At 72.8% G+C, this 12,681-nt stretch carries 9 protein-coding genes; 4 read left to right on the top strand and 5 right to left on the bottom strand.

Annotated elements, in window-relative coordinates:
* The first annotated feature begins 64 nt into the window (after positions 1-64).
* Positions 65-1,087, top strand: coding sequence for a phosphotransferase family protein (locus tag ABZ172_RS10650; protein ID WP_356882365.1), 1,023 nt, complete (start codon positions 65-67; stop codon positions 1,085-1,087).
* 6 nt (positions 1,088-1,093) lie between these two features.
* Entirely contained in the window at positions 1,094-2,308 is a 1,215-nt protein-coding gene (locus tag ABZ172_RS10645; RefSeq protein ID WP_356882363.1) for an acyl-CoA dehydrogenase family protein, read from the top strand.
* A gap of 57 nt (positions 2,309-2,365) precedes the next feature.
* Here the strand turns inward: ABZ172_RS10645 and ABZ172_RS10640 are convergent, their stop codons facing one another.
* From ABZ172_RS10640 to ABZ172_RS10625, 4 genes are all read right to left on the bottom strand, one after another.
* A complete protein-coding gene (locus ABZ172_RS10640; RefSeq protein ID WP_356882361.1) occupies positions 2,366-3,673 on the bottom strand; it encodes a M28 family metallopeptidase in 1,308 nt (435 codons plus the stop codon).
* Positions 3,674-4,143: 470 nt separating this feature from the next.
* Positions 4,144-4,737 (bottom strand): TetR/AcrR family transcriptional regulator, encoded by a 594-nt coding sequence (locus ABZ172_RS10635; RefSeq protein ID WP_356882359.1) that lies wholly within the window; start codon positions 4,735-4,737, stop codon positions 4,144-4,146.
* Between the two features lie 38 nt (positions 4,738-4,775).
* Positions 4,776-6,443: an AMP-binding protein gene (locus ABZ172_RS10630; protein WP_356882357.1), complete on the bottom strand. Its 1,668-nt coding sequence runs from the start codon at positions 6,441-6,443 to the stop codon at positions 4,776-4,778.
* Complete coding sequence (locus ABZ172_RS10625; RefSeq protein WP_356882355.1) at positions 6,440-7,204, bottom strand: SDR family oxidoreductase; 765 nt, start codon at positions 7,202-7,204, stop codon at positions 6,440-6,442. The genes ABZ172_RS10630 and ABZ172_RS10625 overlap by 4 nt, the downstream gene beginning before the upstream one ends.
* A gap of 174 nt (positions 7,205-7,378) precedes the next feature.
* Between ABZ172_RS10625 and ABZ172_RS10620 the strand changes: the two genes are divergently transcribed.
* Positions 7,379-8,647 (top strand): DUF1343 domain-containing protein, encoded by a 1,269-nt coding sequence (locus ABZ172_RS10620; protein WP_356882353.1) that lies wholly within the window; start codon positions 7,379-7,381, stop codon positions 8,645-8,647.
* A gap of 168 nt (positions 8,648-8,815) precedes the next feature.
* Here ABZ172_RS10620 and ABZ172_RS10615 read toward each other — a convergent pair whose 3' ends face one another.
* Positions 8,816-11,644 carry a penicillin acylase family protein gene (locus ABZ172_RS10615; RefSeq protein WP_356882351.1) on the bottom strand — a complete coding sequence of 943 codons (2,829 nt, stop codon included), beginning with the start codon at positions 11,642-11,644 and terminating at the stop codon, positions 8,816-8,818.
* A gap of 222 nt (positions 11,645-11,866) precedes the next feature.
* Here ABZ172_RS10615 and ABZ172_RS10610 point away from each other — a divergent pair, with 222 nt between their 5' ends.
* On the top strand, positions 11,867-12,478 hold the full coding sequence (locus tag ABZ172_RS10610; RefSeq protein WP_356882349.1) for a hypothetical protein: 612 nt from the start codon (positions 11,867-11,869) through the stop codon (positions 12,476-12,478).
* Positions 12,479-12,681 lie beyond the last annotated feature (203 nt).

Below are 12,681 nucleotides of genomic sequence, written 5' to 3'. Positions count from 1 at the left end.
GGACGACATACCGACTGGTCGGCATCATGGTCCCGACCGTTCGACCGCCCCGGAGGTGCGCCCCATGAGCCCAGTCCACCCGCCAGGTCTCGATCTCGACCTGCTGCGCGGCCATCTCGACCGTGAGCGGCCGGGGCTGGTGAACGGAGCGCTCGACGCCCGGGTGATCGAGGGCGGCCGCTCGAACCTCACCTACGTCGTCACCGACGGAACCGGGGAGTGGGTCGTGCGCCGGCCTCCCCTGGGGCACGTGCTGGCCACCGCGCACGACATGAAGCGCGAGCACCGGGTGATCAGCGCACTCCACCCGACGGCGGTTCCCGTGCCGGAGACCCTGCTGCTCTGCGAGGACGAGACGGTCATCGGCTCGCCCTTCTACGTCATGGAGTACGTCGAGGGGACCCCCTACCGGACCGCCGAACAGCTCGCCCCGCTCGGCGCCGAGCGCACCAGGGCCGTCGTCCTGGGGCTGGTGGACACCCTGGTGGACCTGCACGCCGTCGACCCCGCAGCCGTCGGCCTCGGCGACTTCGGCCGTCCCGAGGGCTTCCTGGACCGGCAGTTGCGGCGCTGGGGCAAGCAGCTGGACGCCTCCCGCAACCGCGAGCTGGCCGGGATCGACGAGCTGCACGCCGCGCTCGGCCGGGAGCTCCCGGCCTCGCCCGCACCCACCGTCGTGCACGGCGACTACCGCCTGGACAACGTGCTGATCGGCCCGGACGACCGGATCAGGGCGGTCCTGGACTGGGAGATGTCGACCCTCGGCGATCCGCTGACCGACCTCGGTCTGCTCGTGATGTACAGCTCCGACCTGGGCCTGCCCGGGTCGCCCGTCTCCACCACCAGCGGCGCCGCGGGCCATCCGCGCCCCGCCGAGCTGATCGAGCGCTATGCGGCGCGTTCCGGCCGCGACACCTCGGCCCTCTCCTGGTACACGGCGTTCGCGTGGTTCAAGCTCGCCGTGATCCTGGAGGGCATCCACTACCGCTACACCCTCGGCCGGACCGTCGGCGCCGGCTTCGACCGCATCGGCGACCTGGTCCCCGTCTTCATCGCGCACGGCCTCACCACCCTCCAGGAAGGCTGATCCCCCGTGGACTTCGCATTCGACGCCCGTACCGAAGAGCTGCGCGGCACGCTGCTCGCGTTCATGGACGAGCACGTCCATCCCGCCGAGGAAGTCGCCGAGCGGCAGCGCGCGCTCCTGGACTCCCCCTGGGACACCCCGGGGATCGTGGCGGACCTGAAGGCGGAGGCGCGCAGGCAGGGCCTGTGGAACCTCTTCCTCCCGGACGCGGAGTACGGCGCCGGGCTGACGAACCTCCAGTACGCCCCGCTGGCCGAGATCACCGGCCGCAGCCCGCACCTGGCACCGACGGCGCTGAACTGCGCGGCCCCGGACACCGGGAACATGGAGGTGCTCGCCCAGTTCGGCACACCGGAGCAGCGCAAGCAGTGGCTGGAGCCGCTGCTGGCCGGCGAGATCCGTTCGGCGTTCGCGATGACGGAGCCGGAGGTGGCCTCGTCGGACGCGACGAACATCGAGACGCGGATCACCCGGGACGGCGGGGACTACGTCCTCGACGGACGCAAGTGGTACATCTCCGGGGCGATGAACCCGGACTGCGCCGTCTTCATCGTCATGGGCAAGACGGACCCCGGGGGCGAGGACATCCGCCGCCAGCAGTCCATGATCCTCGTCCCGCGGGACACCCCGGGCGTCGAGGTCCGCCGGGCGATGCAGGTGTACGGCTACGAGGACCACGCGCACGGCGGCCACGCCGAGGTGGTGTTCGACGGCGCGCGGGTGCCCGCCGCCAACCTGATCGGCGAGGAGGGCGGCGGCTTCGCCATCGCCCAGGCGCGGCTGGGGCCGGGCCGGATCCACCACTGCATGCGGCTGATCGGGATGGCCGAGCGCGCGATCGAGCTGATGTGCCGGCGGGCCGTGGCCCGCACGGCGTTCGGCAAGCCGCTGGCGCAGCAGGGTGTCGTCCAGAACTGGATCGCGGACGCCCGGGTGACGGTGGAACAGCTGCGGCTGCTGGTGCTGAAGACGGCCTGGCTGATGGACACGGTCGGCAACCGCGGGGCGCACACCGAGATCCAGGCGATCAAGATCGCCACTCCGCGGGCGGTCGTCGGCATCCTGGACCAGGCGGTGCAGCTGTACGGCGCCGGCGGCGTCAGCCAGGACTTCCCGCTGGCCGAACTCTGGTCCGCGGCCCGCACCCTGCGGCTGGCGGACGGGCCGGACGAGGTGCACCAGCGGTCGCTGGCGCGGCGCGAGATCAAGAAGTACCTCTGAGCCCGGCGCGGGGAGGCGCCCCTGGGCGCCTCCCCGGCGGACCTGCCTCCCGGCGGGTCAGAAGGTGAGCCGCCAGCTGTCGATGTAGCCGGTGTCCTGCGCGGCGACATCCCTGACCTGGAGCTTCCACGTCCCGTTGGCCGTCTCGCTCGACGCGTCGACGGTGTACGTCGCGATGACGTGGTCGGCCGAGTCGCTGCTGCTGGAGTTCTTCAGCCGGTACGCGGTCCCGTCGGGTGCGAGCAGGTCGACGACCAGGTCCCCGCGGTAGGTGTGCTTGATGTCGACGTCCACCTTCAGCGCGGACGGGGCGTTGCCCGTCCGGCCGGTGACCGCGATCGAGGAGGTCACCGCGGCCCCGTTGTCGGGTACGGCGACGTCGGCGGCGTTGCTGAAGACGGTTCCGGCGGGCGGGGTGACGGTCCCGGCGGACAGGGTCCATATCGCGTGGGCCACCGCGTCGCTGTTGCGGTCCAGGGCGGTGTCGTTGATGTTCGCCGTCGTGTCGCACGACGCGTGGTAGCACCGGTCGAAGGCCTGGCCGGCGGTGCCGCCCCACTTCTGGGCCTGGGCGCTGGTCTTGATGTAGTCCGCGCCGGAGAACAGTCCGCCCACCGGCACGCCCGCGTTCTTGAACGGGGCGTGGTCGGAGCGGCCGTCGCCCTCGGTCTCGATCTCGGTGGGGATCGACAGGCCGGCGTAGTAGTCCTTGAAGGTCTGCTCGATGACCGGGTCGTCGTCGTAGACGAAGTAGCCGGGGTTGGGCGAGCCGATCATGTCGAAGTTCAGGTAGCCGGCGAGCTTGGAACGCTCGGCCGCGGCGAGGTTGTTGACGTAGTACTTGGACCCGACGAGCCCCAGCTCCTCCGCGCCCCACCAGGCGAAGCGCAGGTGCTTGTCCGGTGCGAGCCGGTCCCGCGAGACGGCGAGGGCGGTCTCCAGCACGGCCGCCGAGCCGGAGCCGTTGTCGTTGATGCCGGCACCGGCGGTCACCGAGTCGAGGTGGGAACCGGCCATGAGGACCCGGTTCGGGTCGCCGCCGGGCCAGTCGGCGATCAGGTTGTAGCCGGTGGCACCGCCGGAGGTGAACTGCTGGAGCGAGGTGGTGTATCCGGCGGCGTCCAGCTTGGCCTTCACGTAGTCGACGGACGCCTTGTAGCCGGTCCTGCCGTGGGCCCGGTTGCCGCCGTTGGCGGTGGCGATCGACTGGAACTGCGCGAGGTGGGCCTTGACGTTGGCGAGCGGGATGTCGGGGGCCGCGGCGACGGCCGCGGGTGCGGCCTGGACGGCGGGGGCCGCGGTCGCCAGCAGGGCCGCGACGGCGAGCGCGGCCAGGGGGAGGGATCTGAGGCGGGTGAGCTTCATCGAGGGCTCCGGATTCCGTTCGGGGACTGACGGAACGTGCGGGGGTCCCCGGCCGTGCACGACCGGGGCCTGGAGCGGGTGCTGCGCAGTGCGCCCCCGATGCTCAATCAATGTCCGCGTACAGTCAAGGGTGGAATCCGGACATCGGAACCCGCTGAGCGGACGGACCTCTCTTCCGCCGGTGCCTCCGCGACGGGAGCGGGGCGGCGGGCGCCCGCGACGGGATCACCGGCCGCGGGAGCGCGGGCCCCGGGCGGGCAGGTCCGGACGGGCCCCGGGCGAGCGGCGGACGGGCGGGCTCCGAGCGGGGGAACTCCGGGTGGCCAGGTCCCCGGACAGGCCCCGGGCGGACGGCCTCGGCGACGGACGGCCGGCGGACGGCCCTCAGCGGCCGGCCGTCGGCGAACACGGCTCCGGCTCCGGTGACGGCCGGGTGACGGCACCCGGGCCGGCGCGACGCCGGGACGCCGTCAGGGGCGCAGGGCCCTCAGCAGCAGATCGGCCAGGTGGTCCGCGACCTCCTGCTGGCTGAGCGGGCCGTCCGGGCTGTACCAGGTGGACAGGTGGTGCACCGAGCCGAAGTGGTAGTCCACGACCAGGTCGGCCGGGGTCGCCGTGGAGAACACCCCGGTCCGCTGCCCCTCCTCGATCAGGGCCCGGAAGCGTTCGTGGTACCTGCGGCGCTCGATCCGCACCTGCTTGTTCTTCTCCGGGCTCAGGTGGTGCATGGAGCGGAAGAAGATCGAGGCGTCGTCGAGGTTCTCGATGGTGGTGACGACCACGTCGGCCGCCGCGTCACGCAGCCGCCGCTCGACCGGCGCCTCGGCGTTCGCGAAGGCGTCGAGCCGCTCCTGCTGGAGCCGCAGCACCCGGGCGTAGACCTCCTGGAGGAGGTCCTCCTTCGAGCCGAAGTAGTGGTAGAGCGCCCCCTTGGTGACGCCGGCCGCCTCGACGATCTCCTGCACGGAGGTGCGGTCGTAGCCGCGCTTCGCGAAGAGCCGGGTGGCGGCGGCCAGCAGCCTCTGGGGAACGGGCGCACCGCTTCCGTCCGTCGCCTTGGCCATGGCCGCCACCTGTCCTCTCGTACCGCGCGTGCGCTGTCCTAACGGGGGGAACGCAGTTCCCGCCTGAGGATCTTCCCACTCGCCGTCTTCGGGAGCTCGGTCAGGATCTCCACGTCGCGCGGGTACTTGTAGGCGGCGAGCCGTTCCCGGCAGTGGGCGATCAGCTCGTCCGGGCCGGTCGTGGCGCCCGGCCGCAGGCTGACGTAGGCCCGGACGGTCTCCCCGCGGTAGGCGTCGGGAACACCGACGACCGCGGCCTCCCGGACGGCCGGGTGGGTGTGGAGGACGTCCTCGACCTCCCGGGGCCAGACCTTGAAACCGGAGGCGTTGATCATGTCCTTCTTGCGGTCCACGACGTAGAGCCAGCCGGCCGTGTCCATGAAGCCGATGTCGCCGGTGCGCAGCTCCCCGTCCGGGAAGGCGGCCTCGGTGGCCTCGGGCAGCTTCCAGTAGCCGGAGACGACCTGGGGGCCGCGCACGGCGATCTCGCCCTGTTCACCGAAGGGCACGTCGTGGCCCTGCTCGTCGACGATCCTGACCACGGTGTCGGGTCCGGGGAGGCCCACCGAGAGGGTGCCGGACACGGGGTCGACGGGTGCCTCGTGCTGCGGCGGGACGGAGGCGCAGGGCGCGGTGCACTCCGTGAGGCCGTAGCCGTTGCGGAGGTACGGGCCGAAGTCGTCGCGGAACCGCTCGACCAGCGCGGGCGGGAGCGGTGCCCCGCCGGAGGAGATGACCCGGAAGGAGGCGAAGTGGTCCCGGGTGGCCTCCGGGTGCGCGGCGAGCGCCATGAAGGCGGTGGACGGGCCGACGGTGTAGGCGGGGCGGTGCTCCGCGAAGGCCTCCAGCACGACGCTCGCCTCGAAGCGGTGGGCGAGGACCAGGGTGCCCGCGTTGGCGACGCAGGCGGCGAGCTGGCACACCATGCCGGTGATGTGGAAGAGCGGGGCGAGCGCGAAGTAGGCGGCGCCCTCCTCGACGGGGTGGCCGGCGCGCTGCCGCTCGGCGTTGACCATGATGTTGCCGTGGGAGTTCATGGCGCCCTTGGGGGTGCCGCTGGTCCCGGAGGTATAGCTGATCAGGGCGGTGTCCGCGGCGCCGAGGTCCCGGCCGGCCGGCGCGGCGAGTCCGCGGCGGGCCACGGTCACCAGGTCGTGGGCGAGGTCGTCGGGGCAGGGGGCGGGGAGGCGTTCGAAGCCGAACACCCGCGGGTCGTCGGCCGACTGGAGGTCGAGCTCGCAGGCCGTGAGGGCGACGGTCACGCTCGGGGCGGCCCCGGCGGTGGCCCGGAGGTAGGACTCCCAGGCGCGGTCGGAGCAGACCAGCGCGGTGACCTCGGCGTCCTTCAGGACGTGGCCGACCTCGCCCGACCGGTACATCGGGTTGAGCGGGACGACGGTCGCACCGGCCTTCCAGGCGCCGAGCAGCGCGAGGACGAAGTGCGGGGTGTTCTGGAGCATGATCGCGACCCGGTCGCCGCGCTCCAGTCCCTCGGCGGCGAGGTGCCCCGCCACGGAGTCGGACAGCTCGTCGGTCTCGCGGTAGCTGAGGCGTCCGTCGAAGTAGGCGAGCGCGGTGTGGTCCGGGGTCCGGCCGACGGCTTCCCGGAAGGCGTGGACCAGGGTCTCGGCGGGGTGGAGGGGGGCCAGCTGGGCGGGGCTGAGCAGGGCCGTCCAGGGCTTCGCCGCGTAGATCGAGTCGGTCATGACCCGGCCTCCTCCCACTTCCGCTGCAGGTGGTTCATGCTGCCGAGCCAGTGGTCGGGGTCCTCGGCGCGGGCGCGGTGGTAGCCGGCGACCTCGGGGTGCGGCAGGACCAGGAAGCGGTCCTCGGCCATGGCGTCGAACAGGGCGTCGGCGACGGCCTCGGGCTCGATCGCGGTGGGCGCGAGCACCAGGTCGCCCGCGGACCCGGCGGCCGTGAGCATGTCCGTGCGCACGCCCTGCGGGCAGATCGAGTGGACCGTGACGCCGCGGTGCCGGTAGGTGAGCGAGAGCCACTCGGCGAAGGCGACGGCCCCGTGCTTGGTGACGCTGTACGGGGCGGCGCCGATCATCGTGAGGAGCCCGGCCGCCGAGGCGGTGGAGACGAACCGGCCGGAGCCCCGCTCCAGCCAGTCCGGCAGCAGCGCCCGGGCCGCCCGCACCTGGGCCATGACGTTGACGTCCCAGGCCGCGGCCCAGACGTCCTCCTCGGCGAACGCGTCCCCGCCCGAGGCGAGTCCGGCGTTGGCGCAGAAGACGTCCACCGTGCCGCCGAGCGCCTCGCGTGCGGCATCCACGATCCCGGAGGCGTCCCCGGCGACGACGGTGCCGCCGATCTCCTCCGCGAGCGCCTCGATCCGGCCGGCGTCGAGGTCGTTGACGACGACCCGCGCCCCCTCCGCGGCGAACCTGCGGGCCAGGGCCGCCCCGATGCCGCCTGCGGCCCCCGTCACCACTACGCCCGCGCCCCGCACCGCACTCATCCGCTTCCCGCCTCTCTCAGCCGACCTACCCGGCAGACTAACCAGTCGGTATGTCATCACGGAAGAGGTGAGGGGCAGGACGGGGAATCCGCACCGTCGTGGCCGTTCCGTGTGGACCGGACCCGCGCTAGCGTGCCTGACCATGGCAGTCGAAGCGATCATGGAGGTAGCGGAATGACCCTGTCCAGGCGTGGTTTGCTGGCCGCCGGCGGTGCGATGGGGGCCCTGGCGACGACCGCCGCGGGGCCGGGGACGGCCGTCGCCGCCGGCCCGGGACACGGCACGGGGCGCCCCCGGGTCCGTACCGGCTTCGAGCGGCTGGCCGCCGACGGGTACCGGCTGCTCGCCGGGGAGAAGGTCGGCATCGTCACCAACCCCACCGGGGTCACCACCGGTGTCCAGCACATCGTCGACGTGATGCACGCCGACGACCGGGTCGATCTGACCGCGGTCTTCGGCCCCGAGCACGGCTTCCGGGGCACCGCGCAGGCGGGCGGTTCGGAGGGGCGGTACGACGACCCGGCGACCGGGCTGCCGGTCTACGACACGTATCTCAAGAGCGGACAGCCGCTGGCCGACATCTTCACGGCGTCCGGTGTGGACACGGTGGTCTTCGACATCCAGGACGCCGGGGCCCGCTTCTACACCTACATCTGGACGCTCTACGACTGCATGGAGGCCGCCGCGCTCGCGGGCAAGCGCCTGGTCGTCCTGGACCGGCCCAACCCGGTCAGCGGCAGGGCGGCGCTGGGGCCCGTGCTCGATCCGGCCTTCGCGTCGTTCGTGGGGCGCCGGGAGATCTCCCAGGCGCACGGCATGACCGTGGCGGAGCTGGCGCTGCTCTTCGACGCGGAGTTCCTGACGGCCCGTCCGCTGGAGCTGGACGTGGTGAAGATGACCGGGTGGCGGCGTGCGGACTTCTTCGACGCCACCGGGCTGCCGTGGGTGCCGCCGAGCCCCAACATGCCGACACCGGAGACGGCGGTGGTCTACTCCGGGACCTGTCTGTTCGAGGGGACCAACCTCTCCGAGGGCCGGGGTACGACGCGGCCCTTCGAGCTGCTCGGCGCGGAGGGGGTGGACCACCGGTGGGCGGCGGCCGCGAACGCGGTCGGCCTGCCCGGAGTCGCCTTCCGCGAGGCGTACTTCGCGCCGACGTTCTCCAAGTTCCAGGGGAAGACGGTCGGAGGGGTGCAGGTGCACGTCCAGGACCGGGAGGCGTTCGACCCGGTCCGCACCGGCATCGCGCTGCTGGTCACCGCGAAGCGGACCTGGAGCGGGTTCGCGTGGCGGGCGGACAACGCGATCGACCGGCTCTCGGGCAACACCAGGGTCCGCACGATGATCGACGCGGGAGCGGACACGGACGAGGTGGTGGGCGCCTGGGCCGCCGACCTCGCCGCGTTCCGGCGGACCCGGCGGGAGTACCTGCTGTACCGGTGAGCCGCCGGTGCGCCGGGCACGGCCCCCGAGGTGCCGGCCCGGCGCGCACCCCCGGCACGACCCGGCCGGGAGCCGCCGTCCGGCCCGGACGCGGCTCCCCGCACCGCCGTCCGCAGCGGTGCGGGGAGCCGGCGCCCCGATGGTCCCCTCCCGCGGGGCGGGCCGCCCTCAGCGGTGCGAGGCGAACTCCACGACCTGCTGGTACGTCGGACGGTTCTGCCAGTGGACGGACTTCTGCGAGATCCCGCCCAGCGGACGGTGGACGATCGCGTCGGTGCACCACTGCTCACCGGCCTTGCAGCTGTCGTCCCCCGGGTAGACCGTGGTCGCGGGCGCGGCCACCGCCTCCTTGAGGGTGCTCAGCAGCGCGGCACGGCAGGCGCTCAGGTCGCCGCCGCCGCAGTAGGTCTTCGCCAGGGGGCCCTCGACCGGCCGGCCGAGGACCTGGCGCAGGTCCTTGTCGGTGAAGCCCCACCAGCCGTACTGGAACGCCGATCCGCTGTGCGCGCCGCTCGGTCCGTGGCTGGCCGCCGGGGACTCGTCGGTGGCGAGGTTCGCGGTGAGGGCCGTGTAGAGGCCGTCCCCGAGGCCGGGGCGGAACTCCGCCTCGACCAGCTTCGGCCACCAGGCGTCCATGATGCGGACCGCGTCGGCGTGCGTGTAGGTGTGCGACCCCGGGGCCGTCTCCTTGCGCTGCGCTCCGGCAGCCCGCCAGGAGTCCAGCTGCTGGACCGCCGTGTCGAGCGCCGGGTCGGTGACCGGCTGGGAGCGCAGCACCTGCAGGAGCTCGGGCAGCAGCTGCTCACCGCGCAGGTCGGTGAGGGCCGCCTCCTCCATGGCGCGGGTGAGGGAGGCGCGGGTCACGCCGCCCTCCGCGACCAGTGCGGCGACCCGCTCGTCGAGCAGGTCGCCCCGGTGCACGGATCCGAAGCCGAACGCGGCGGTGGAGTAGTCCTCGGCCTGCCGGTTGTTCCAGGAGATGTAGTAGTCCTGTCCGCTGGAGTGCGGGTGCTCGGCGAACGGGGTGCGGTCGGAGGTGTTGGCCGCCGGGTCGTAGCCCCGCCAGGCGTACGCTCTCTCGGCCTTGACCGGCAGTGCGGCGTCCACCCCGGCCGCGCGCACCGGGTTCATGCCGCTGTTGTAGAAGGCCGTGGTGCGCGCGTCGGCGTAGAACCAGTTGAAGGCGTAGTCGATGTTGCTCGCCGCCCGCTGGAAGGAGGCCGCGTCGGTGACGGCCGCCGGGTCGTTGAGCATCTGGAAGCCGATGATCGAGTCGGCCTCGTGCCGGTAGGTGGACCGCAGCGAGGTGTACGCGACCGGCTTGCCGCCCACCGTGGCGCGGTGGGTGACGATCCCGTAGCCGGTGCGCCACACCTGCATCCGGTAGGAGCCCTTGGCGGTGGAGTCGGCGACGGTCGGCTTCCAGGAGTTGGAGCGCTCCAGCTTCTCCATGGCCGTGCAGACCCCGTCGGCGCGGTAGTGCGTGGAGTCCTTGGTGGGCGCGGAGCCGCCGGGTTCGCACAGCTCGACCGCGTAGGTGTCGGTGATGTCCTGGGCCGCGGAGGTCGCGCTCCAGGCGTAGTCCTGGCCCCGGCCCATCTGGACGTACATGCCGACGCCCGCGAAGGAGACGCCGCGGGCGCTGATACCGGGCCCCTGGAGCTCCTGGAGCATCATCAGCTGCGGGGCGAAGTAGCCGGTCTGGGGGCCCATGACGGCGACCGGGTTGCCGCTCGCGGTGTGCCGGCCCGACACCAGGAGGGCGTTGGACATCCCGCGCCGCTGGGCGCCGTCGCCGGAGCCGGGCAGCGCGCCCTCCGGGATCACGCCGTCGTCGTACAGGCCCTGGAGCGGTGCGAGGGCGGCCGGTGCCTTCACCGGGGTCTTCCGGTCCGTCCCGGCGGAGCCGGTGCGGTCGTGTATCAGGGGCTCCGGGGTGACCGAGCCCGGGTCGGGAAGCGCGGTGCCGCGGGCGTTGTCGGGCTTGCCCGCGTAGGGGAACGAGGTGCCGTCGTGGACGGTGAGGACCGCCTCGGGGTCGTTGCGCTGGCGGAAGGACTCCCAGACCCGGGTGCCCTCCTGGACCCCGTACTTCTGCTGGGCCGCGAGCAGCGAGAGCGCGGCCTGGACCTCGCCGCCCCCTCCCCCGCCGAACTGCCCGCCGACGACCGAGGCGATCGAGATCAGGTCGGTGAGCTTGAACGGCTGGATCTCGCCGACGTTGGTGATCGAGTCGATCTTTCCGGTGAGGACGTACTCACCCGGGAAGTAGCGGCCGTCCTTCGACTTCACCCGGTAGGCGTTGATCCCGTCGACGTAGGCCTGCGCGTCGGCCATCGCCTGCTCGCCGCGGGCGCCCTCGGTGGTCCTGATCCATTCGACCTGGGCCTCCAGGTCCGCCTCGGTGTACGGGGCCTGCGGCCAGAACTGCTGCTCCAGGCCCTGGTTGGCCAGTGCCCCGCCGGCGAAGGAGGTCAGCTCGCCGCGCCCTATGTGCCGGAACAGGTCCATCAGCCACAGCCGGTCCTGTCCGGCGGCGAACCCGGCGCCGAACTCGGTCCCGTAGCGGGTGGTGCCCTGGATGTGGGGGACGCCGCTCTTCTTGTCCCGGGTGATCGTGACGTCCTCGCGCGGCTTCGTCACCGACTCGATCTGGTCGGCGGCCACCCCGAAGGAGGCGTCGTTGAAGAACTCGGTCAGCTTCCGGTCGGTGAGCGCGGTGTGCCCCGCGACCAGGCCGTTGTAGCGGTCGAGCTGGTCGTCGCTGTGCGCGGGGTGCGTGCCGAAGGCCTTGTTGCCGAGGATCTCCACGAGCGTGGCGTTGCCGTTCTCACCGGGCGGCAGGATGTCCGCGCACCGGTCACGGCAGTGGTCGGTGACGGCGAGCGGCTCCGGCTCCGCCGCTCCGGCGCCGGGCGCCGAGGCGATCAGGGACGTGCCGAGGGCGAGGACGGCCGCGACTGTGGCGGCTCTGAGCGTGCGGGTGCGTGGGGGCATGCGTGCTCCTCCGGGTGGCCGATGCGCCGGAGGTTACTGGCGGTAGGGCACGTCGGTAAGGTGAACATCAGTCACTTTTTCCGGATCACCGCACCCTTTCGCACGGCTCCGCACGGTCCGTCTCGATCCGTGGACGCATTTCACCCTTGGATGGAGCCGAACAGGGCAGTCGTACGTCCATCTCTTTGACGCCGAAGTACGAGTGACGGAGGTGGCACTGCCATGGCGGGTTTCCGGAGTCTTGCGAGACAGGTCCGCGATCCCCGGGGTGATCTGGCTTTGCGGCGGTACTCGCTGCGCAAATGCCTGGAACGGTTCGCCCCGTACGGTCACCGGGCGACCTGGGATCACCTGTGCGCCCGGCACGGGATCGATCCCGAGGACAGAGCCCCGGATCCGGGGCGGCTGATCCGCGCACTGGAGGAACTGGAGGAGGCGCGGGCCGTCTGGCTCGCGTACGAGGCGGGCTTCGCCGAGCGGCGGCGCCGCGAGAAGCACGACGGGCTGCGGAGGCCCGGATCGTTCGACGACTGGCACCGGCGGACCTGGGGCGGCAACGGGATCGCGCACTGCGAGGATCCGGAGGTCCATCCCAGCGCCCCCCTGAGCGAGGTCCTGAGGCGGCTGATCGCGGCCCTGGGCGGCACACCGCGCGCCGCCTGCCCGGTCTGCCGGGGGATCGACATCGTCTGGCGGCAGGACCTGGACCACGCGCCCGGGGCCGGACCGGTCTGCACGGACTGCGGCATCGTGGTGCCCCGGCCCGCCCTCACGCCGGGGGCGCTCAACGCGGCCCGGAGCGCACGGACGAGGGAACTGGCGTCGGCGGCCTGACGGCCGGGGCGCGGGGCCGGGCGACGACGGCAGGCAGCGAGGAACGGGGCTCCGGCCCGCCCGGCGCGCGGGGGCGGAGAGGCAGGCCGGCCCCGGGACCGGGGGACGGCACGTCACGCGCCGCGCCGGTCGTGCGGTGCGTGTCACGGAGGCTGTGCGGCGCGTGTCGCGGAGGACCCGGGACGCGTGTCGCGGAGGACCGG

This window comes from Streptomyces sp. NPDC006296 (genome assembly GCF_040613235.1).
Classification (GTDB): domain Bacteria; phylum Actinomycetota; class Actinomycetes; order Streptomycetales; family Streptomycetaceae; genus Streptomyces.
This window is presented reverse-complemented; position numbering and strand designations above follow the sequence as displayed.